The 23,412-nt window shown below is 36.6% G+C and carries 20 protein-coding genes, 3 tRNA genes and 1 riboswitch; of the genes, 16 read left to right on the top strand and 7 right to left on the bottom strand.

Going from position 1 to position 23,412, the window contains the following annotated elements; genetic code table 11:
- Positions 1-40: 40 nt before the first annotated feature.
- Positions 41-379, bottom strand: coding sequence for a hypothetical protein (locus V9G42_07460; protein MEI2759248.1), 339 nt, complete (start codon positions 377-379; stop codon positions 41-43).
- Positions 380-537: 158 nt separating this feature from the next.
- Here V9G42_07460 and V9G42_07455 point away from each other — a divergent pair, with 158 nt between their 5' ends.
- Positions 538-960, top strand: coding sequence for a VOC family protein (locus tag V9G42_07455; GenBank protein ID MEI2759247.1), 423 nt, complete (start codon positions 538-540; stop codon positions 958-960).
- Positions 961-995: 35 nt separating this feature from the next.
- A complete protein-coding gene (locus V9G42_07450) occupies positions 996-1,688 on the top strand; it encodes an SMUG2 DNA glycosylase family protein (protein MEI2759246.1) in 693 nt (230 codons plus the stop codon).
- 1 nt (position 1,689) lies between these two features.
- Here the strand turns inward: V9G42_07450 and V9G42_07445 are convergent, their stop codons facing one another.
- Positions 1,690-3,750 carry an acetate--CoA ligase family protein gene (locus tag V9G42_07445; GenBank protein MEI2759245.1) on the bottom strand — a complete coding sequence of 687 codons (2,061 nt, stop codon included), beginning with the start codon at positions 3,748-3,750 and terminating at the stop codon, positions 1,690-1,692.
- 201 nt (positions 3,751-3,951) lie between these two features.
- Here V9G42_07445 and V9G42_07440 point away from each other — a divergent pair, with 201 nt between their 5' ends.
- From V9G42_07440 to V9G42_07425, 4 genes are all read left to right on the top strand, one after another.
- Positions 3,952-4,704 carry a DUF2249 domain-containing protein gene (locus V9G42_07440; GenBank protein ID MEI2759244.1) on the top strand — a complete coding sequence of 251 codons (753 nt, stop codon included), beginning with the start codon at positions 3,952-3,954 and terminating at the stop codon, positions 4,702-4,704.
- Positions 4,705-4,813: 109 nt separating this feature from the next.
- Entirely contained in the window at positions 4,814-5,314 is a 501-nt protein-coding gene (locus V9G42_07435) for a GNAT family N-acetyltransferase (protein ID MEI2759243.1), read from the top strand.
- Positions 5,315-5,430: 116 nt separating this feature from the next.
- On the top strand, positions 5,431-6,381 hold the full coding sequence (locus tag V9G42_07430) for a hypothetical protein (protein MEI2759242.1): 951 nt from the start codon (positions 5,431-5,433) through the stop codon (positions 6,379-6,381).
- Positions 6,382-6,649: 268 nt separating this feature from the next.
- Positions 6,650-7,162, top strand: a complete 513-nt coding sequence (locus V9G42_07425) for a redoxin domain-containing protein (protein MEI2759241.1) — start codon at positions 6,650-6,652, stop codon at positions 7,160-7,162.
- A gap of 257 nt (positions 7,163-7,419) precedes the next feature.
- Here the strand turns inward: V9G42_07425 and gyrB are convergent, their stop codons facing one another.
- Both gyrB and V9G42_07415 read right to left on the bottom strand, forming a co-directional pair.
- The gene (gyrB, locus tag V9G42_07420) at positions 7,420-9,393 is read right to left on the bottom strand and encodes a DNA topoisomerase (ATP-hydrolyzing) subunit B (protein ID MEI2759240.1); all 1,974 of its coding nucleotides are present in this window, start codon (positions 9,391-9,393) and stop codon (positions 7,420-7,422) included.
- A gap of 151 nt (positions 9,394-9,544) precedes the next feature.
- Positions 9,545-9,973: an aspartyl protease family protein gene (locus V9G42_07415; GenBank protein MEI2759239.1), complete on the bottom strand. Its 429-nt coding sequence runs from the start codon at positions 9,971-9,973 to the stop codon at positions 9,545-9,547.
- Positions 9,974-10,103: 130 nt separating this feature from the next.
- Here V9G42_07415 and V9G42_07410 point away from each other — a divergent pair, with 130 nt between their 5' ends.
- From V9G42_07410 to V9G42_07380, 7 genes are all read left to right on the top strand, one after another.
- On the top strand, positions 10,104-11,621 hold the full coding sequence (locus tag V9G42_07410) for a GH3 auxin-responsive promoter family protein (protein ID MEI2759238.1): 1,518 nt from the start codon (positions 10,104-10,106) through the stop codon (positions 11,619-11,621).
- A complete protein-coding gene (locus V9G42_07405; GenBank protein ID MEI2759237.1) occupies positions 11,618-12,406 on the top strand; it encodes a hypothetical protein in 789 nt (262 codons plus the stop codon). The genes V9G42_07410 and V9G42_07405 overlap by 4 nt, the downstream gene beginning before the upstream one ends.
- Positions 12,407-12,523: 117 nt before the next feature.
- The gene (locus V9G42_07400; GenBank protein MEI2759236.1) at positions 12,524-13,144 is read left to right on the top strand and encodes a deoxynucleoside kinase; all 621 of its coding nucleotides are present in this window, start codon (positions 12,524-12,526) and stop codon (positions 13,142-13,144) included.
- Positions 13,145-13,189: 45 nt separating this feature from the next.
- Positions 13,190-13,384, top strand: a riboswitch (cobalamin riboswitch).
- 109 nt (positions 13,385-13,493) lie between these two features.
- Positions 13,494-15,419 (top strand): TonB-dependent receptor, encoded by a 1,926-nt coding sequence (locus V9G42_07395; GenBank protein ID MEI2759235.1) that lies wholly within the window; start codon positions 13,494-13,496, stop codon positions 15,417-15,419.
- A gap of 2 nt (positions 15,420-15,421) precedes the next feature.
- Complete coding sequence (locus V9G42_07390) at positions 15,422-16,405, top strand: DUF4465 domain-containing protein (GenBank protein MEI2759234.1); 984 nt, start codon at positions 15,422-15,424, stop codon at positions 16,403-16,405.
- The gene (locus V9G42_07385; GenBank protein ID MEI2759233.1) at positions 16,390-17,403 is read left to right on the top strand and encodes a T9SS type A sorting domain-containing protein; all 1,014 of its coding nucleotides are present in this window, start codon (positions 16,390-16,392) and stop codon (positions 17,401-17,403) included. Before V9G42_07390 ends, V9G42_07385 begins: the two co-directional genes overlap by 16 nt.
- Positions 17,363-18,430 carry a DUF5074 domain-containing protein gene (locus V9G42_07380; GenBank protein ID MEI2759232.1) on the top strand — a complete coding sequence of 356 codons (1,068 nt, stop codon included), beginning with the start codon at positions 17,363-17,365 and terminating at the stop codon, positions 18,428-18,430. The genes V9G42_07385 and V9G42_07380 overlap by 41 nt, the downstream gene beginning before the upstream one ends.
- Positions 18,431-18,460: 30 nt before the next feature.
- On the opposite strand, the gene V9G42_07375 is transcribed toward V9G42_07380, so the two are convergent.
- From V9G42_07375 to V9G42_07365, 3 genes are all read right to left on the bottom strand, one after another.
- Positions 18,461-18,534: transfer RNA gene (locus V9G42_07375), tRNA-Arg, on the bottom strand.
- Positions 18,535-18,591: 57 nt separating this feature from the next.
- Positions 18,592-18,667, bottom strand: a tRNA-Pro gene (locus V9G42_07370).
- Positions 18,668-18,758: 91 nt separating this feature from the next.
- A tRNA-Ser gene (locus V9G42_07365) sits at positions 18,759-18,847 on the bottom strand.
- A gap of 183 nt (positions 18,848-19,030) precedes the next feature.
- Between V9G42_07365 and V9G42_07360 the strand changes: the two genes are divergently transcribed.
- Genes V9G42_07360 through V9G42_07350 form a run of 3 tightly spaced genes read left to right on the top strand, consistent with a single transcriptional unit; the run spans position 19,031 to position 23,411 of the window.
- Entirely contained in the window at positions 19,031-20,791 is a 1,761-nt protein-coding gene (locus V9G42_07360; GenBank protein ID MEI2759231.1) for an ABC transporter substrate-binding protein, read from the top strand.
- A 20-nt stretch (positions 20,792-20,811) separates the two neighbouring features.
- Positions 20,812-22,233 carry an ABC transporter permease gene (locus V9G42_07355; protein MEI2759230.1) on the top strand — a complete coding sequence of 474 codons (1,422 nt, stop codon included), beginning with the start codon at positions 20,812-20,814 and terminating at the stop codon, positions 22,231-22,233.
- Positions 22,230-23,411 (top strand): ABC transporter permease, encoded by a 1,182-nt coding sequence (locus V9G42_07350; protein ID MEI2759229.1) that lies wholly within the window; start codon positions 22,230-22,232, stop codon positions 23,409-23,411. The genes V9G42_07355 and V9G42_07350 overlap by 4 nt, the downstream gene beginning before the upstream one ends.
- Position 23,412: the final 1 nt, after the last annotated feature.

Raw genomic sequence — 23,412 nt, 5'->3', positions numbered from 1 at the left:
CAGCTATGCTATAAAAGTATCATTAAAACAATAAAACTGATTAGGTACACTTATCTCCCAAATCAAAACTAAGTGTGACACTGTAATTGCCTTCAACATGCATTCCTTTAAAGTTCAACCTGGCAAGTTTTTTCAAAATGTATTGCCGCAAATGGGCATTACGAGTACCTATACTTGAAACTTTTACCAAACCATCTTTAGCAACGCTGAAAAAAACTTTAACATGATGAACATCGCACAATTCATCAGGCTTATAATTTTCAGACTTTAAATGCCCCTGTGAGGAATGTTGTTTGATTTCGGCCTGACCACCGGCAAATGACAAACTATAAAAAAAGATAAGGGGCAGAATAGAATAAAGAATGCGGAACTTTCTCATGATTACAACTTTTAAGTTAAATATATGACGTCTATAACGAACAAAAAGTTACCCAAATGTAAAAAACTTTTCAATTTCACAACCAAATTTTCAGATTTCTTTAAAAGTATCACTAAGTTTGACCCATAAGTGAGCCTTAAATAAAAAAGTTAATAGTAATGCGGCAGAAATTAAACTTGATAACTTTAGGAGTTAAAGATTTTAATAAATCTCTTGACTTTTACGAGAAAGGTCTTGGCTGGAAAAAATCAAACAAAAGCATGGATGAACTTGCCTTGTTTCAACTGGGTGGTATTGTGTTGGCACTACATCCATTGAAAGACCTTGCTGATGATGCAACACTTCAATATCAATCATCAGGATTTTATGGGCTAACAATATCACACAATACTCATTCTGAAAAAGAAGTTGATGACATTCTTAAAAAAGTTGCTTCAATTGGCGGCACAATAGTAAAACCCGCACAAAAAGTCTATTGGGGTGGCTACAGTGGCTATTTTAAAGATTTGGATGGCTATCTTTTTGAAGTTGCATTCAATCCCTTTTGGGATATGGATAACAATGACAATCTGCGTTTATAAGTTTCCATAACATGTCATTTTAAAGATTACAACTAGTGAAAACCACTTTTGCAGACAGCGTAATAGCATTCAATAAAAATTTAGTTTACACAGGCAACTTACCTGATGGTTTTGATGTACTTAATCCTTTTAAAGATAATCCTGAAACTACAATTGTCATGCAACAGTTTTATAAAAAATATTATAACGACAATAAAAAAAGGAAATTCATTATAGGTATAAATCCGAGCAGGCATGGCGCAGGGATTACCGGTGTCCCTTTCACCGACACGAAACGTTTGGAAAGTGTATGTAAAATAAAAATGCAATCCTCACATACGCATGAAGTTTCTTCTGTCTTTATGTACGACATGATTGAAGCTTATGGTGGTGTTAAATTGTTTTATAATGATTTCTATATCAACTCCCCATTTCCCTTAGCTATTGTTCGCAAGAAAGACAACACATGGCTTAATGCAAACTACTATGATGATGCTGTATTGTTTCTTAAACTTAAAGACTACATAATTGAAACATTAAAAAAACATATCAGTCTGGGGTTGATTACTTCTGAAGTTTTTATTCTAGGCAAGAAAAACGCTCTGTTCATCAGGGAAATAAACAATGAGGCCCATCTGTTTAAAAAAATGATTGTTCTGGATCATCCAAGATTTATACAACAATATAAACTGAAAGAAAAATTAAACTACATCAATAAATATTTAAGTGCTTTCAGAAATTCGGGATAAATTACTTACCGTTTTTATCAATACAAATTCTTGCATCAACAACTATCATGTTGTTTTCATCGGCCTTAATCGGATTCAAATCCAGTTCACTTATTTCTGGTGCAATATGAACTAGTGCTCCAATACGCATTATAATTTCAATAAATTTTCCCTCATGCAAACCTTTTTTATTTCTATAGCCTTTGATAAGCGGATAAGCTTTTAGCGATTCAACCATTGATTTTACTTCGCCATAAGACATTGGTGCCAATGCAGAAGCTGTGTCCTGAAGTAATTCCAAAAATACACCACCAAGGCCGCATAATACAACATGTCCAAAATCTCCTTGTCTTACAGCACCACAATATAACTCTTCTCCTTTAACCATTTCCTGAACTAAAACTGCAGATGCATCAGGAATTGTAATGAGCTTTTCGAATGCTTTTACAGTCTGTTCAATATCATTAATGTTCAACATTACCCCATTGACTTCTGTTTTATGTACAGGCCCTATTACTTTCATTGCAACAGGAAATTTTATTTTGCTTTTAATATTTCCGAGCTGACTCTTGTCTGAAATAATTAACTGTTCGGCAAGCAAAATACCGGCTGCAGCAAGCAACTCCTGATTTGTCTGTGCATCAAGATATCCATTCTGAGCTGTATTGATGATAGATCGAATAGACACAATATCCATCTCAGGCAAAGTAGTTTTCTCGAAACGATATTTTGTTGAAGTAAATACATGAGCTAATGCTTTTCCAAGGTTTACTTCATCAGGAAAGTTAACTCTATTTCCTGATAAAAACTGCTTAATTTCTTTCTCTGCATTAATCAGCGATGGCAATACCGGATAAATTGGTTTAGTGCAAGTGCTCATTTTTTTATCAAGTAACTCATAAACATCTTTTACATTAAACAAACCGGGGCTGCCAAAAACTACAACCATGGCATCAACAACATCATAACCATCACAAAAATCAATTATCTCTCCAAGATGTTTTGCGGTTCCTGTTGCTAAAAAATCTATTGGATTATTTACAGACGATCCGGGATTAAGTTTTGACAACAATGGTGCTGTCTTATCCGGATCAAATTGCGGAACACTTAATCCATTTGAAGTAAGTGCATCGGTAAGCATAACAGCAGAGCCTCCTGCATGAGTGATTATTGCAATATTTTCACCTCTTAGTTCTTTAGACTGAAAAACACTTCCTACGGCTATTAACTCATCTCTGCTGCTGCAATACACCACGCCCGCCTTACGAAACAAGGCACGAATAACATTATCTGATGTGGCTAATGCACCGGTATGTGATGATGCCGCTCTACCACCGGCTTCTGAATAGCCTGATTTGATTGCCGCAATGCGACAACCTTTTTGAATGAGTGATGTTGTATGTTTTAAAAACTTAAAAGGTTTCTTTACCTGTTCAAGATACAGCAGTTGAACTTTTGGACTTTTATGTTCATCAAAATTCACATCAAGATATTCGAGAATTTCTTCAACGCCAGTCTGTGCTGCATTTCCTATCGAATAAACATTAGAAAATCTTAATCCGGTAAGCAAAGCAGACTCCATAATAAAAACGGCTGTTGCACCGGAACTAGAAATCAACTCACATCCTTGCGAATCGTACTCTGGCACAGGTGTTGTAAACACACCTTTGTATGCTTTGCTAATGATGCCAACACAATTAGGTCCTATTAAAGTACCACCTGCTTTATTCACCATATCCACAAGCTCTTTTTCAAGTTGTATTCCTTGCTCGCCTGCCTCCGAAAAACCAGCAGAAAAAACAATAAATGCTTTTGTACCATTTTTCAGCAATGTTCTAACCATATCTAAACATTGACTTGCCGGGATAGCAATAATTGCCAGATCAACAGTTTCTAAATTGCCTAATTCGGCAACATAGGTTACTCCTTCAGAATTTACAGGTTTAGGATTTACTGCAAATATTTTTCCTTCAAATTTTCCATTAATAAGATTTTTTAATACCATACCACCGGGTTTGGTGGTATTATCCGAAGCACCAATCACTGCAATGCTTTTGGGCTGAATAAGCTGCGAAATAACCATTATTATAATCTCTCTTTCAAAAGTCGCAAAGCTAAACCCATAAAACCTGTTGTAATATGACCCGAATCATATTTTAAAACTTTTCTGCCTGTTGCTCAGCGATGTTCTTTCAGAAAATCAAAAAAATCTATTTGTGACAGGACTTTTACATTCAACAAGTGAATCAAATCCTACTTTTGCAAGTATTTAAATACTTTTATTATGATAAACGACAAAACAACAGAAGAAATGGACATGCGAGTGCTTGTTCCGATTGAAAGGCATAAAAAACTGATTCAGCTTTTTAAAGAACTTCCCGTAGGCGAAAGCTTTACATTTATTAACGATCATGACCCCATACCGCTCTATTATGAGTTTCGATCTATATATGGTGACGTAGTAGGTTGGGAATATATAAACAAGGGTGGAAGAGAATGGAAAGTTAAAGTCACCCGAACAGAAGCTTCGCAAGGCAGAGAATTTACTGACATCTCCACATTATTGGATTTAAGAAAAGTTGCAATTGCTGATTGGAAACAAATCGTATTTCATCGTTATGGCATGATGGAGCCAGGCAATACAATGGAGATTATTGCTGCCGAAGATCCGAAAGAAATACATGGCATTTTTATTCAAAAGTTTGAAGGGAAACATCGTTGGATTTATAAAAAGCAAGTAGCTGGTGAGGTGGTTGTGCACATAACAAAGACTACAAGCAGTGGCTTAGGTGATGATGGATTTTCCGTTGTTGAAGAATTTGACCTGAGGCCATTTCCTCCGGCAACAAGACATGAAATGTTTTATGATGCCTTCGCAGCTATAAATCCCGGTGAAGCATTTGAATTTATTAACGATCATGACCCACTTCCACTCTACTATCAAATGGAAGCAGAAAGTGAAACACCTTTTAAATGGGAATATATTATAAAAGGTCCTGAAGAATGGAAAGTAAGGGTTAGAAAAGTTACAGAATAATTTTCTTAACATTTCGTAATTCCATATTATTAAGTTGCCTCAAATTGTTTTATAATTTTGTGTCTGCGAATGGCATTTGTATTAAACAATTTCAGGCAATTTTATTTTCATGTTCATAGATAAAGAAACAGAAAGACTACATTTACGTCCGCTCAATACCAATGATACTTCATTTATAATTGAGCTGCTAAACACAGATGGATGGAAAGAATTTATCGGTGAAAGAAATATCCATAATCATAACGATGCTTTAAAATATATTGAAAATATTTTGAAACATCCGGGCTACTTCTATCACATTGTAGAACTTAAGTCGGCTAGAAAACCTATTGGTACTATAACATTATTGAACCGGGAAAAACAGGAATTTCCTGATTTTGGATTTGCCTTTTTACCACAAAATAATGATCAGGGCTATGCATTTGAAGCAAGCAGGTGTTATCTTGATATACTCATTGAAGCCAAAGTTTATCCTAAAATTCTTGGCGTTACAAAGCCTGACAATATTAAATCTATAAAGCTACTTACTACCTTGGGGTTAAAATATGAATACGACAATTTAGAAAACGACACCCTTCTTTCCGTATATTCATTAAAAATACCTGATTGAAAAATTTTTCCATAATAAATAGTCAGATAAACAGTCTCCTTAAAAAAATATATCGGCCTGATTAAACCCAATTCATTTTCTGTTGTCATAATTACAAATCAATAAAAAATAGAAAAATGAAAAAGAGTATTTTAATGCTAAGCCTTGCTGCCGGAATCAATTTAATGGCAGCCTGCAAAAAAGATAAATCAGAAGATTTATTGGACGAACAAACAACACAACAAGTGACTGCCGATGATGAAGCACGTATTGCTGCATCAGACAATGAAGAACTTGATGATGCCAACCGTATTATTGCAATGCATCCGCGTTTAAGAGGAATAAATTTTATGGGAATTTATAATGGACTTGTTGTACCATGTAATACTACTATTGATACTTCTTTAATCAGTCAGGGAAAAGTTACCGTTACATTTAACGGGCTAAATTGTAATGGCACACGCAACCGCACAGGAACAATGATAATCCAACTGCCTTATGATGCAAATACCAACACCGTTACACCATGGAGTACTGCCGGATGTCAATTATCATTAACGATGAATAATGTTGAAATTACAAATGTCAGCAGTGGAAAATCAATAACCATAAACTCAACACGTACCATCACAAATGTAAATGGCGGATTGATTGATAACACTCCAACATTTGCTACTCCAATACTACATCATGCAACCGGCACTACAATGGTAACGTTTGATAATGGCACAACAAGATCATGGAATTTTGACCGCAACAGGCTTATTGAAAGAACCAACAATGTCACCACCATCAGTATTACAGGCAATGCATCTCAGGGCGGATTTTCAAATGTATCTGTTTGGGGAGTAAACCGTGCCGGCAATACATTCTTTGTTTCTGTTGACTCACCAATAGTGCTGAGTTCCGACTGCAACTACAATGCAATGAGTGGTGTTAGAGTTCATCATGGTGTGGTTCGTGAACTTACTGTAACCTTTGGTGTAGATCAGCAAGGTAATACACAGACAAGTGGTTGTCCTTACGGATACAAACTCAACTGGACAAGTGCAAATGGCCAGGCACATCAGGTTGTGAGAAGCTACTAAACTTAAAAGTTGATTAAATAATAAAGGCAAGAAACAATTGCCTTGTGAGCTGCCTCTAAAAGGCAGCTTTTTTATTAAACAAACTCAGGTTATAAAAACTGTTAACAGCAAATGCATTTTTAATTGCAGTAAGGCAAGGTTAAAATTTGATGCTTCGTCAATGCCACCTGAATTTCAAGTCAAAAATTTATTCTGTATTTGAAAAAACTGTAATTTTAAAACCGCTTTCAAGCTTTTTAAATTTTAAACTTGCATTTAAATAAACAATATGATGAAAAATTATTTGTTACTATTAACAGCTACACTTTTTTCAATTAGCGGAATGGCGCAGCAGGCAGGTGCCGCAAAAAGGATGTCTTACACCAATGCAGGTGCCCCGATACCGAACTTTATCATTACAAAAACTACCGGAGGCACATTAACTAATGAGCAACTGACAAAAGGCAAACCTGTTATGATTATGATTTTTAGTCCGGAATGTGAGCACTGCGAGCTTTTTTTAGACTCTCTGAAAACAATCAGAAACGACTTTAAAACTACACAGGTGGTATTGGTGGCAGAAGAGAGGCATAAAGATCAAATGGCATCATTTGTAGCTCGTACTAAAGCAAAAGACGATCCTGTTTTTGGTACAATCGGCACCAACAAGGGCGAATTAATTGCTGCTATATACACCAATAAAATCCTTCCTCAAATTGTATTTTATGACAATTACCATAAGCTGATAAAAATTTTTGATGGTCAGTATTTATTTAAGGATGTGGCAAAATATGTTAAGTGAGCATTAAAGATGAATCTATAATTAGACATCATTTGTTTTGTGACCAATGCCACAATAAGTTTATACGTTTACCGTCCTACGCTATAACTGAAAACGAGTGAATGTTGCTGAGGAAGTCGTAGAATTAAAGCCGGTGTCTCGTCCCATAAAAGTTTACAGATTCATTGAATTGATAACATACAAAGGCTAATTAATAAATTACCACATACAAAAAAAGCTGCCTTTGTGAGGCAGCTTTTAATAATGCTTAAAATTTGTTATACATCTACTTTCGCATATTTAGCATTGCGTTCAATGAACTCTCTGCGTGGTGGCACTTCATCGCCCATAAGCATACTGAAAACGTGGTCGGCTTCTGCAGCACTTTCTATGGTAACCTGTCGCAAGGTGCGGCTTGATGGATCCATGGTGGTTGACCACAATTGTTCGGCATTCATTTCACCAAGACCTTTGTAGCGCTGTATGTTTACGCTACTTTCTTTTTCGCCAGCCAGTTCTTTAACAATGGCAATGCGCTCTTCGTCTGTCCAGCAGTAACGCTCTTCCTTACCTTTTTTCACAAGATAGAGCGGTGGTGTTGCAATGTATATATATCCCTGCTCTATAAGTTCTTTCATGTGGCGGAAGAAGAAAGTGAGGATGAGTGTGGTGATGTGACTACCGTCAACATCGGCATCGGTCATGATTACGATTTTATGATAACGCAGCTTGTCGAGAATGAGTGGGCGGCCTTCTTGTTTGTCGTCACGATAGATGCCAAGAGCAGTAAAAATATTTCTTATCTCTTCGTTTTCGTATATTTTATATTCCATAGCTTTTTCTACGTTGAGGATTTTTCCTCGTAGTGGTAGTATGGCTTGGAAATTTCTGTCGCGACCTTGTTTGGCTGTTCCACCGGCAGAATCTCCCTCTACTAGGAACAGTTCGCAGCGGCCGGGGTCGCGCTCAGAACAGTCTGCCAGTTTGCCGGGAAGTCCTGTTCCTGTGAGTACGTTTTTGCGTTGCACCAACTCACGTGCCTTGCGTGCTGCATGGCGTGCAGTGGCTGCAAGTATTACTTTATTGACAATGGCCTTTGCTTCGCGTGGATGCATTTCAAGGTAGTGCACAAGCATATCGCCAACAGCCTGATCTACGTAACCCATAACCTCATTGTTGCCTAACTTGGTTTTAGTCTGTCCTTCAAACTGTGGCTCTGCAACTTTTACAGATACAACGGCTGTCAATCCTTCTCTGAAATCGTCACCGTCAATATCAAACTTTAATTTAGCAAGCATGCCTTCTTTCTCGGCATAGGCCTTTAGTGTGCGTGTTAGTGCACGTCTGAAGCCGGAAAGGTGTGTGCCGCCCTCATGTGTGTTGATATTGTTCACATAGGAGTGGATATTTTCTGAAAATGAAGTGTTGTACTGCATGGCCACTTCAATTGGAATTCCAAACTTATCGCTTTCAAAAAACATACATTCCGGAATGAGCTTTTCTCGGTTGGCATCAATGTACTCAACAAATTCGCGCAAGCCCAACTCACTTAAAAATTCGTCTGATCGGACATTACCCTGCTCATCTTTTTCACGCATGTCGGTCAAAGTGATACTGATGCCTTTGTTGAGATAAGATAATTCGCGCAGGCGGGAAGCAAGCGTGTCGTAGTTGTAAATTGTGGTGATGAAAATTGTTTCATCAGGCTTGAAGGTTTGAATGGTGCCTCTGTAGTCTGTAGTCCCAATTTCTTTTACAGAATAAAGCGGCTTTCCGATACTGTATTCCTGCACATATATTTTTCCGTTGCGGTGTACTTCTGTGCGCATGTGTGTGCTCAATGCATTTACGCACGAAACACCCACACCATGCAAACCACCGGAAACTTTATAGGAATCTTTATCAAACTTACCTCCAGCATGAAGCACTGTCATAGCAACTTCAAGTGCTGACTTCTTTTCTTTGCTGTGCATTTCGGTAGGAATACCTCTACCATCATCTTTAACAGTAATTGAATTATCTTCTCCAATAGTAACACTGATGTTTTTGCAATGTCCGGCAAGGGCTTCGTCAATTGAATTGTCAACCACTTCATAAACCAGATGGTGCAATCCTTTTACACCAACATCGCCAATGTACATGGCAGGGCGTTTCCTTACTGCCTCCAGCCCTTCCAATACCTGAATGCTGTCGGCCGAATAAGTATTTTTAACTTCCATTTCAGCTAAATTTTCTACTGTTTGATCACTCATAACTTTTCGTAAACTGTCGTTTTTTATTATTTTTCAAATTTACAAAAAATAAAGGCTGCTTTCTCATAAAAACAGTGTGGAAATGCACGTTTTTTTTAACAAAGCAGCGTAAGTTATTAACGTTGTTTTTAAGGCTTTTAATATAAAGAAGTCAGATGGTAATTACAAGTTTTTTAGTAGAAAAACTGATGGTTGCCTTATACTTTTTCAGAATGTCACAACCTATTACTCCATCAATCAATGGCAAATGCATTGCTGCATAGGCATGGTTGATGTGTGTCAGATCGAGAATGATGGTTTTCCGTCTGCGCAAAACCAAATCGCCCATTATAAAATAATCTAATGTGGCAAATGCACTCATCATCTCGTTGGTGCCAAGTCCTGACGATTTAACTTCAGAATGCTTTATTTTTTTTTCAGGAAGAAACCGTAATGCCTGCTTTATGTCAAGCACTGTATGCGAAGCACCTGTATCAATAACCATTAATGCTTCTTTGTGATTTATATTGACTATACATACAGGATGATAACCATTGTGCTCCAACTTTATTAATTTAAAGTCTATTGTTGCTTTTTGCATGGAACGAAAATACATCAAACATTTCTGAAAGAAATTAATAAATGATTAGATTTGATTAAACCTAAGAATTAAATTTGCAGAACGGAAGTTTCAGGATTTTTCTTATCTTCCTGTTCGCAAAGCACTGTATATGGCAATACTGAATTCAATATTGGGATGGATAATTAAAAAGCGCCTGCATCAGATTGAGCTTTTCATGAAATATCCATGTGAGGTTCAGGAAGAGTTGCTTCGAAAACTTATTTCAACAGCGGAGCATACGCAGTGGGGCGAGCATTTCGACTATCAATCAATTGACAATTTTAAGACTTTTAGCGAGCGTGTGCCAATAGTTACCTACGATCAGTTACAACCGCAGGTAGAAAGAATTATGAAAGGCGAACAAAATATTCTGTGGCCATCAGAAATAAAATGGTTTGCCAAATCATCAGGAACAACTTCAAACAGAAGTAAGTTTATTCCCGTTAGTATGGAGTCGTTGGAAGAATGTCATTTTAAAGGCGGAAAAGACCTGCTTTCTATTTATTTTAACAACAACCCTGATGCCCTCCTATTCAATGGCAAGCTGCTTTCTCTTGGTGGCAGTCACAACATAAACTCATTTCATAACGAATCGTATTACGGTGATCTTTCTGCCATATTAATTCAGAATCTTCCATTCTGGGTACAGATAATGAGAACACCTGAAATGAATATTGCGCTGATGGATAAGTGGGATGAAAAAATTGAGCGCATGGCACAGGAAACCATTAAAGTGAATGTGACCAACATTTCAGGAGTACCCAGCTGGTCGTTGGTATTGTTAAAACGAATTCTTGAAATTACAGGAAAGAAAACAATTGCTGAAGTGTGGCCGGATTTAGAGCTTTTTGTTCATGGTGCAGTAAATTTTACACCATACAGAGAGCAGTTCAACCAAATTATCGGAAAACGTATTCAGTATTTAGAAACCTACAATGCCTCCGAAGGTTTTTTTGGCATTCAGGATAGAAATGATTCAGATGAAATGCTGCTGATGCTCGACTATGGAATATACTATGAGTTTATTCCTCAAAAACACTGGCATGAGGAAAATCCGAAAACTTTGACACTCTCTGAAGTTCAAACAGGAGAGCAATATGCTTTAGTTATCACCACCAATGCAGGTTTATGGCGTTATAAAATCGGAGATACGATACAGTTTACATCCATCAATCCTTACAGAATAAAAATCAGTGGACGCACCGCACATTTCATCAATGCTTTTGGAGAAGAGCTTGTGATTGACAATGCAGAGAAAGCCATAACAGAAGCGGGTAAAAGAACAGGTGCTACTGTGCGTGAATTTACTGCTGCACCGGTGTATTTCAGTAACAATAAAAATGGAGCTCATGAGTGGCTGATTGAATTTTCGCAAGAGCCTGAAAACTTAGATGCGTTTACAATGGCCCTTGACGAAGAGCTTAAAAAAGTTAATTCAGATTACGAGGCAAAACGATTTAAAGACATCACACTCAACAAACCCATTGTACATAAAATGCCTAAAAACACGTTCTATATATGGATGGAAAAAAATAACAAACTTGGGGGACAACATAAAGTGCCGCGCCTAGCCAATCATCGTAAATTTGTTGATGAAATATTAAACGTTCAAAACAGTCTTTCGTGAAATCTATTGTAACATTACTCATGCTAATTATTAGCTGCAGCACTTTTGCGCAAAACAATAAAACCAATGAAATCTGGAATGGTGCAGATGCCTTCAGTATGGATAATCTTGGCAACCTCTATATTATCAAAGAAAGTATAGTGTTTAAGGCAGACACCATAGGGAAAATATTACTTACTTACAGCAACAACAATCAGGATCGCTTTACTTATGTTGATGCAATTGACCCATTGCGAATCATGCTTTTTGCTGACGAATTTTCCATTATCAGTTTCCTGGATAATAAATTAGCCTTACAGTCGGTAATTAATTTAAGAGAACAAAATTTCTATGACATAAGAGCTGTTTGTAATTCAACAGATGGGTTTTGGTGCTACGACCATTCGCAGCAACAATTATTTAAATACGATTTTACACTCCAGAAAATTGCAGAAACACAACCTTTGGCATTATTAATAAACAATGCGCTGACTATAACGAGTATGTGTGCCAACGATAAATGGCTGGCATGTTTGAATAATAACTCAGGGATTTTAATTTTTGACCGACTGGGAAGCTATGTCAGAAGTATTGAGGCAAAACATGCATCGAGTATTATGCTGCTCGAAAACATGTTGGTTTATGCTGAAAATAATCAACTTGTTTTTTTTGACTTTAAGCTGAATTTAGAAACATCAAGACTGAAAACCGGGTTAAATAACATTAGCAGTATAAAATGGTATCACAACCGCTTTTACCTGCTTTCTGACAATAAAATATTTCAGCTGGACTATAAAAAAGATTAAAACCGTCAATTATACAGGCTATTACTAAAGTAGCTTCGTTTGTCAATGAATTTTTTTTTACTTTAGCGCACTACTTTTTGAGAACTATAATATTTAAAACCAGATTGATTTAATTGTATGCATATTGCAATAGCGGGAAATATTGGATCCGGAAAAACCACACTCACCAGTTTATTGTCAAAACAGTTTAAATGGGAACCACATTACGAAGATGTAAATGACAATCCCTATCTGAACGATTTTTATGATGACATGCAACGCTGGTCGTTCAATCTTCAGATTTATTTTTTGAACAGCCGCTTTCAACAAATTTTAAAAATAAAGAAGCATCCAAAAACCATAATTCAGGACAGAACAATTTACGAAGACGCATATATTTTTGCTCCTAACCTTCATGCTATGGGGTTAATGACAACACGCGATTTTCAAAACTATCAGCAGTTGTTCGAGTTGATGAACAGTTTTGTATCACCACCTGATTTGATGATTTATTTGCGTGGTACCGTTCCGGCTTTGGTAAAACAGATTGAAAAACGCGGAAGACCCTACGAAAACAATATTCGTATTGATTATCTTAAACGTCTTAATGAGCGTTATGAGGCATGGATTTCAACTTATGAACTTGGCAAGTTGCTGATTATTGATATTGACGAAATCAACTTTGCTGAAAATAAGGAACATCTCGGAATGATTATTGAACGCGTTCAGGCCGAACTCAGTGGTTTGTTCAGCAAATAAGCCCTTTTATTTTTTTATTTATATTTGCCTCCGGAAGTTCTTTCATTCATTTCAACCGGTAAAGATTTCTTCTGTTAAAAACGGAAGATTTAAAAGGGAATCACGTTAAAATCGTGAGCTGTAGCGCAACTGTGTGTAACGTATCAACTTGTCTCTATTGAATCCACTGCAAAATTTTGTAGGAAGGAAAAGAGATAAAAGTTACAAGCCAGGATATCTGTCTTTACTGAGGCTGTTTTGCAGCCGTTGACCATGCTTTCGCATTAAAAGCAGAAGTCTGTAATGATACAACTTAAAAACCCGAGTTGTATTACTCCTCACTTTTTTATTTACTGCACTGCATGTAGAAATGCTTGACAAAAAACCAGGCAAACACATGTATAGATATTATCTGTTGTTTATTTTTTCAATCCTAGGCTCCGGCATTAAGGCGCAAACAGATACTTTTTACATTAAGGCAGTTAACATTGAAGCATTGCGACAACAAGATGCTACACCGGGATTAAGATTTGAAAAAATTGACAGCATTAGTCTGAAACAATTCAATACGGAATCGTTAAGTGAACTTCTTTCAGCTGAAAGTGGCGTTATTATTAAAAATTACGGACCGGGTTCGCTAACTTCTTCTTCCATCAGAGGTGGTAATGCTTCTCAAACTGCTGTAATATGGAATGGCTTTAACATCAACAATCCCATGTTGGGGCAGACAGATTTTTCCGTCATTCCTGAATTTTTTGCTGACAAAATAAGCATGCAATATGGTGGTGGTAGTGCACAATGGGGAAGTGGTTCTGTTGGTGGTGCTGTTTTATTGAATTCCTCAACTATCTTTAATAAAGACTTCGATGCAGAAATAAATATAGGTGCCGGTAGTACTGGCTGGGTACGTCAATCGCTTAAAACAAATTATAGTAACAACAGATGGATTTTTAATCTTAAAGCATTTAACGACTATTCATCAAACACTTTTCGTTTTCAAAATTCTGTCACACTTGAAAAGCAATTACAAAAACATGCACGTACACAGGGTAAAGGTATGTTAAGCGAAATTGTTTACCGCTTGAATAAAAATAGCACTCTAAGTATAGCTGCCTGGATTGATAATTACAACAAACAAATTCCACCGCTACTCAATCAAACTTCTGTTGCCACACAGAAAGATGACAATTTAAGAATCACTTCGCAATGGCGTCAGCAGTTGCGTAAGGGGCAGTTAGCAGTTCGTGCTGCATGGTTCAATCAGGGCATTCATTTTTCAGACAGTTTAAAGAACATGAATGCAGCAAGTAAAGCAAAATCATTGCTGGCAGAAGCAGAATATAAATTTCATGCGGGTAAACACAGAGAAATACTTGTGGGCATAAGCAACAATTACACAACGGCATCTGCAGATGAGTATAAAAAGGAAGCACAGCTAAACTATTTTGCACTTTTTATGGGTGAATCGGCACATTTCTTTAACAATAAAATTAAACCCTTTGTATCGCTGCGAAAAGAATTTAATGACAAAAGGGAGGTTCCATTTACATGGTATGCAGGAGGAGAAATTGTATTGTACAAAAACATTTCTTTAAAATTAAATGCTGCAAGTGTCTATCGGAATCCAACTATCAATGATTTGTACTGGCAACCAGGCGGAAATAAAAATCTAAAACCAGAAACCGGAAAAACAGGTGATATTGGCCTTTGTCTAAACGAAATTAGTATTGCAAAAAACATCACTGCAAAGGCTGAAATCACGCTCTTTAACAGGATGATGAAAAATCAGATTATTTGGTTGCCCGAAAATGGTTATTGGTCTGCACAAAATCTTGACGTGACAGAAAGTAAAGGCATAGAAACAAAAACCAACTTACGCTATAATAACAAAAAATGGTTTATGGCCTTAACGGTTGCAACAAATTATGTTGAAGCCACAAACGAAAAAGCCCGCTTTGAAAATGATGCCTCTGTTGGCAAGCAATTAATTTATGTGCCCCTATACTCCAGTAATGGAAGTTTAGCAATAGGGTATGGAAAACTGATTGTAAAATATTCTGTTCAGTATTCCGGCTATCGCTATACAACAACAGATAATCTAGATTACTTAGAACCTTTTTGGCTTCATAGCTTCTATGCTGCATGTAGTCTTTCTGCACAAAAAACAAAATTCCAGCTTTACTTAAAAATCAACAACTTGTTTGACGAGAATTATGAGATAATGCGTAATCGCCCAATGCCTTTGCGCTCATACAAAGCAGGAATTATAATTCAGATAAATTCAAAATCAAAATAAATATGAAAAAACTTCAACTTATCATTGCAACAATGTCACTATTTCAATTGATGGCTGTAAAACTTAATGCACAAACGGTCAGCAATTTCGAAAATCTGACACTACCGGCAGATAGTTTCTTCAACGGATCGTCACAGCAAGGAGGAACAAGTTTCATATCAGGAAATGCCATTTTTCCTAATTTTTTCGACCCATCATTTCAATACTGGCTTTCGGGGTGGGCCTACAGCAATGTTGAAGACAGCAGCACCTCAGGCTTCGGAAACATATATGCCTGTGCATCACTTACAGGTTATAACGGCTCCGGCATTTACGCTATTGGTCAGCAAGGGGCAACTATAGCACTGACAGGAAATGCTGCAGGAAAAGTTGTTAATGGTTTTTATGTAACCAATGCTACTTTCCCCTACATCAGTATGCGTGATGGTGATGCATTTGCAAAAAAATTCGGAGGACCATCAGGCAATGATCCTGATTATTTTATTCTAACCATACACAATTGGTACAATGGTAATTTAAGTAACGATAGTGTGAATTTCTATCTTGCTGACTTTCGTTCTGCAAACAATGCGCAGGATTATATTGTCAACAATTGGCAGTGGGTAGATTTATCAGTTCTTGGCAACACTGACAGTTTGATTTTTACACTTTATTCAAGTGATATTGGCACATTTGGTATCAACACACCTTTATTTTATTGTATTGACAACCTCACCACGGCCGACTCACCTGTAGGAATATCAGAAAATAAAAACGATGTTTTACAAGTATATCCTAATCCTGCATCAACATTTATCACACTATCTAAAAATATGGATAATTTTATTATCACTGATATTGAAGGTCGCGTAGTTTTAGAATCACACCAATCAAATGCAGGCGATAAAATATCTGTATCAGCACTCAAAGAAGGATTGTATTTTATCAATGGACAACACAACAACACATCTATTAAATTAAAATTTATAAAATGCTCGCATTATTAAAAAAAGTATTGATTGCATTGACTTGTATTTTTTCATTAACTGAAAGCATGGCTCAATTTGCACCACCTGCAAGTCAACCGGGCACAACAGCAATTCATAAAGACAGCAGTATTATTGTTTCGTGGGCAACACAATGCAGTATTGTCAGAGGATGGCAAGACATTTCCAATCAGGGATTAGGTGTTTGTACTATTGGAGACAGTACCTCTGCCTTGGGCATGGCCGATGGTCTTGATGTAGTAAGTCTAGGCGATGGAGGCATGGCCACATTAACATTTGCAAATCCAATTATGAATGGAAGCGGCTGGGATTTTGCAGTGTTTGAAAACAGCTTTAGCGAAACATTTCTTGAGCTTGCACTTGTTGAAGTGAGTAGTGATGGAATAAACTTTTTCCGCTTTCCTTCAGTATCATTAACGCAAGATACAATACAGGTAGCAAGTTTTGGAAGCATTGATGCAACACAAATTGATAATCTGGCAGGTAAATACAGTGCAACTTATGGTACACCATTTGACTTAAACATCATGACAGGAATTACCGGACTTGACGTGAATCACATCACACATGTCAGAATTATTGATGTTGTAGGAAGTATTAACGAGCTTTATGCTACATACGATTCTCAGTTGCATAAGATAAATGACCCATGGCCAACACCATTTCCCAGCTCCGGATTCGACCTTGACGCAGTAGGTGTCATTCATCAGAATACAACATCACAAATTGATATTGATGAAAACTATTTCACACTCTCCTACCCCAATCCTTTCAGTAAAAACAATGTGTTTAAATTGACCCTCACAAAAACTGAAGACCTGAGCATCACATTATTTGACCTTTCTGGTAAGTTGATAAAACAAATTTCAGACGGCAAAATCACTTCCGGTGAACATTACTTCAATCTTGGAAATTCTTTGATTGGCAATGGTATTTATTTTTTAAAATTATCATCAAATGAGCATACAGAAACCTTTAAACTTATTGTTAATGATTAAACAATCTGTTTATTTATTTCTTACTTGTATTCTTGTTTTTTCCTGTAAAAAAGACAAGCCTGAAGCAGTAACATCTACTATAATTACCTCTGGCAACAGTGGCTTGATGTATATTAGCAATGAAGGAAATTTTCAGTTTGGAAATGCCGCAATCAGTCTGTATGATAAAGTATCCAAAAATATTACAGAAGATTATTACAAGCAGGTAAATCAAGTTCCTTTAGGTGATGTTTGTCAGAGCATGTGTTACTTTAACAATAAGTTTTATATTGTAGTCAACAATTCTTCTAAAGTTGTGGTAGTTAATGCTGCTACATTTAAAATTGAAGCAACTATTTCAGGTTTTAATTCACCACGCTATATTCTTCCTGTTAGCAATAGCAAGGCATATGTATCGGATCTATACGACAACAGATTGGCAATTGTAAATCTTTCAACAAACAGTATCTCAGGCTATATACCAGCCGTTGCAGGTACAGAACAATTGAAAATGGTTTACGGAAAAGTCTTTGTTTCATCACTCTTCACCGATAAAATTTATGTCATTAATGCAATGACAGATATGCTGACTGACAGCATTGCCTTGGCATATTCGCCCAACTCTATCTGTGAAGATAAAAACGGTTTGTTGTGGGTGATGTGTAGTGGCGATTCATTGCAACAAAAGCCATCAGCTTTAATGCAGATAAATCCAATAAATAATCAGGTGCTAAAAAGTTTTTATTTTAATGGCAAACATGCACCCTGGCGTATGAACATGAGTCAACAGAATGACACATTATATTTTCTTGATCGCCATGTATGGCAAATGAGCATCAGCGACACCTCATTGCCTTCAACACCATTCATCAATGGTAATGGAAAATTATTTTATTCTTTGGCTGTTGACCCAAACAGAAATGAAATTTATGTATCGGATGCAATTGATTATTTGCAGCGAGGAAGTATTTATCGTTATAGTGCTGCGGGAAATTTGATTGACCAGTTTAAGGCAGGTATTATCCCCGGAGGTTTTTGTTTTCAGTAAAACAGGATTCGGAAAGACTTAGAAAAGATGTGATCCCGATTGGATTCGAACCAATGACCTACTGCTTAGAAGGCAGTTGCTCTATCCAGCTGAGCTACGGGACCAAACAGCCGTAAACATAAAAGTCTAAAGCGGTAACCACTTTAGACTCTTTTTACTTGTCGGGGTGGCAGGATTCGAACCTGCGACCTCCTGCTCCCAAAGCAGGCGCGATGAACCGGGCTACGCTACACCCCGAAAATTTTTAAATTCTGTTACGACTCAAAGAACAACTTTTATGCGAAAAAACATCTGTTTCGCCATACACCTGATTTTCGCAAAACTTTTGCGGTGAGGGTGGGATTCGAACCCACGGTACAGGTTGCCCCGTACGACAGTTTAGCAAACTGTTCCTTTCGGCCTCTCAGGCACCTCACCTTTTCAGATGGGCGGCAAAGGTAAAAAAAAGTATATGTAAACAAAACTATATGATTTAATTTTATTTTTTTTATGCTCTTATATGCTAATATTGCCATTATGAGAGTTGCCGGTATCAATATTTTATTCGTGTTTTCGATTTTAATGGTCTCTTGCACAGACCACAAGCCCCAGAATTATACTGTGGCTGAGACAAACAGCAATTCCGGATTTATTGCAATTCCAGATGCAAAAATCTGGGATCCGGCATGGAGTACAGAAAATAAAGTCGTGTATCAGGTTCTTCAGGAGCCCGACAACCTGCACCCAACAAACGGAAAAACTTTGATGCGTAGTGAAGTTATGCTTTATACACAAAGTGTTTTGATTGGAACAAATTTTATGACCAACACATTAAAACCAAATCTTCTCAGCAAACTACCCTTATATGATGCAGCAAATAGTTCGTACAAATTCCATTTGAGAAATGATGCTCTATGGGACAATGGTGAACACCTGACTGCAAATGATATTCTTTTCACATTGAAAGTTTACAAATGTGTGCTGACACAAAATGATTTTTTCAAGCCCTACCTTGACAACATGATTGAATTTATTCCAGATTCAAATGATTCTTTTGCTTTTAGTATTAAAATTGCTAAACCCTATCTGCAGGATGTTGCCATCTGGGGTGATATAATTATTATGCAACAATCGTTTCATGATCCGAAAAATATTCTTGGAAAATATTTGTTGGCAACCATTGCAGCGGAAGATTTTCGTTCCAATGCTCCTCAAGAAATTAAAAATTGGTTTGAAGAATTTAATTCTGAAGCAACAGGATTTGATTTAAAAAAACTAAATGGACTGGGACCTTATAAAGTCACTGCATGGGAGCATGGTCAATTCTTAACATTAGAAAAGAAAAGCAATCATTGGACAGATCACTCCAAGGATTCATCAGAACATTCCACTGTTGCAAAAATAATTTTCAAAATCAACAGCGATCCCAATGTAAATGTCCTTGAATTTAAGAAGCAACAATTTGATGCCAGCACAACACTTGCAACAAAATCACTATTAAAATTACGTGAGGATTCTTTATTCAATCATAATTACAATGCTCAGTTTACAAGCACATTCAATTATTCATTTGCTGCTTTTAATATGAAGCCTGATGGGAAGAAACATAATAAGATATTTGATAATTTAAATGTAAGAAAAGCAATTTCCATGCTATTTCCCTATGAACAAATAAACAGAGCTTTGTACAAAGGAGAATACAAAAGACAGGCCGGACCTGTTTGTAGTCATAAATATAATTTCAATGAATCGCTTACACCAATTTTGCAAAATTACAATGAAGCCATAAAACTAATTGCCAATGCCGGCTGGAAAGACAGTGATCATGATGGTGTACTCGATAAAATGATTGATGGCATAAAGGAAGATTTTAAATTTGATATGAATATCTACTCCGGCATTCCTGACTGGAACGATCTTTCATTACTGCTTGCTGCCGAATTAAAAAAAGCAGGTATTGTGATGAATATTGTTCCACTTGAAGTGCCTGTGTTTTTAGAAAAAGCACGAACACATGATTTCGATATGCTCATGAGTGTGTGGACAACCAATGTTTCGCCAGATGACTTTACACAACTCTGGCATTCGTCAAGTTGGAGTGAGAATGGCGATAATTATTCCGGATTTGGCAACAGTACGTCTGACGCATTGATTGATTCAATAAAATTTACAATTGATGATTCTCTGCGAACTGCAATGGACAAGCGTTTTCAAAAAATGGTGGTTGATGATGTGGCTTATGTTTTTCTTTTTAACTCGCAACGCAGAATTGCAGTACACAAACGTTTCGGAAATGTAAATCTCTATTTTGAAAAACCCGGATTGCTACTCAATACTTTTAGATTACTTTCACCGGTTAACAAAACATCTGCAACAGGATAAATAAAATCAGAAACAGGAAGATGCGGCATATCATTTTCAAATATTTTTTTATTTTATCTGCACTGTTGCTGTCATCGTTTATGCTATCGGTTTATATGCCGGGTGATGCATTGGACTACATCCTCATCAGGGAAGAAAAAACAAGTATATCTTCCTCAAATTATGAGCATCAAAAAACATTACTTGCTCAACGGTTGGGTTATAACAAACCTTTATTTTATTTTTCTGTAACATCTCTGGCCGAATTAGGATGGCAGCATTATCTTCCTTCAGAGCAACAACAAAAAAGTTATAATCACTTGTTGCGCAATTATGGCTGCGGCAGTGAAGTATTTACTTTTTATTTGATGATAAATGCTGCCCGAACAGCAATAACAGCCTCATTAGCATCGGTAACTGATACTTCCTACAGACAAACTGCTGCTAAAGCAGCAAACTGCTTATATCAGATAGAAACACAAGTAAACCTGAATAAGAATGACAGCATTATAAATTCATTCAACACTTACGCTGCTACATTAAAGCTAAATTCATTGGCAAACTCTATTTTGCAGTCATATAATAATATGCAAACTCAAAAATCATCATGGAAAAAATGGACACCTGTAATTCAATTGAATTCACAAAATCGCTTTCATGACTGGTTTTTTGGCACAGATAAGTATAGCGGCATCATCCATTTAAACTTAGGCCAATCACTTTATACCGGAAGAAGCATTGGCTCATTGCTGAAAGAAAAAATATTCTGGTCATTGTTATTGACTGTGCTTGCAATTTTTATTGCATTTTTTTTCGGCTTATTTATTTCCTTATGGTTAGCGTATGCAAATAATAAATTTGCCGGTCGCATAATCAACACAACAACAGTGCTTTTTTATTCTTTACCGGTATATTTTGCAGGAACAGCTTTGCTATATTTTTTTTCTAATCCTGATTTTTTGCAAATATTTCCTTCCTCAGGAATTAGTCCAATTGGGGGCTTTTCTTCAGACACAAGTCTTTCTGAAAAATTTATACACACATTACCTTATCTTATTCTTCCGCTAATTTGCTACACCTATTCATTGTGGGCATTTGTGCAACGCACATCTGCCAGTTTAATAGCGGCTGAGTTAAAAAAACCTTATGCATTAATGGCGCTAGCAAAAGGGTTAACAAAAAAAGAAGTTGTAATCAGACACATCTTTCCAAATATTATAGCGCCATTTGTAGCCTTGCTCGCAAACATGTTTCCTGCCGTTATTGGTGGTTCTGTAATTATTGAATCATTATTTTCAATTCCGGGAATGGGGCTTGAGTTGATCCATGCAACTACAACAAGAAACTATCCTTTTATTTCTGCTGTTATTTTAATTACCGGGCTAGTTACAATGCTACTTTATCTGATGAATGAATGGATACATCACTACATTGACCCACGAACTAAATCTGTTTATACATGAGTAGAAAGGTGAAAGTTCGTTTTGCAAAACTATGGCTTTTATCAGTGGTCCTTCTGGCAATATTTGCACCATTTATTGCTAATGAAAAACCGCTTTTTGGAAATGACACTTTAACTTCTAACGACAATTCATCTGATGAATTAGGGAATAATAGCAACCCGCAGATTCTGCACCTTATACCCTACTCGCCCGGTCAGCCAAAACAAAATGATGTAGCACTATTAAGTCCATTTCAAAAAAACTTTTATACAAATCAGAAAGGACAACAAGTTGAAATCCCACTCCGGTTTCATCATTGGTTGGGTACTGATGCAATTGGTGCTGACGTAGCTGCAGGAATAGTATTTGGTTTACGGCATAGTTTACTCATTGCCATATTCTCAATGATTTTGAGTATTGCAATTTCATTGATTTTAGGTGTTTATTCAGGATACTTTGCTGACTCCGGCATCTATCTTAACCGAATAAAATTCATTTCATTAATCATGTTCCTGTTTCTGGTTTGGTTTTATTGTTTTAACACCTTTGCAATGGAATGGCACAACCTGTTTCAACAATTTAACGTCATCAATTTAAAAGACTTATTACCTTGCTTTATATTATTTCTGTTTTTAACGATTGCTTTATTTACTTTTTGGCATGCTATCAACAAAAGAGCCGCCACAGAGATAAAGCAAATCCATCTCAATCCTGATTTTTGGATTTCGTTGCTGACACAAGTAATGGTAGCTGTACCACAACTCATTATCATTATTGCATTATCATCATTGTTTCAACCTTCCGGCATCACACTAATATTGGTTTTCGGATTAGTTTTATGGGTTGAACCATCAAGAATGATCAGAACAGAGGTACAGCGCCTTCGCAGTGAAGGCTTTGTTGATGCTGCAATTGTTACCGGTTTATCATTCAGGCAAATTGTATTCAGGCATTTAATACCAAATCTTATTCCTATTCTAAAACCTGTGTTCTTATATGGAATGGCAGCCGTAATACTTAGTGAGTCTGGACTTTCTTTTATTGGGTTAGGCGTAAATCCCGGAACCGTTACCTTAGGTGGTCTTATGGCACAGGCAAAAGAAAATATTGATAGCTGGTGGTTGATACTTTTTCCTGGTTTATGTATCTTCTTAACAATTCTGAGTTTGACGGTTTTAAGCGAGAAAACCAAGTCTTAAT

This window comes from Bacteroidia bacterium (genome assembly GCA_037045145.1).
Lineage (GTDB): Bacteria > Bacteroidota > Bacteroidia > AKYH767-A > OLB10 > OLB10.
Note: the sequence above shows the minus strand (reverse complement) of the source record. Positions and strands in the feature narration are given on the sequence as shown.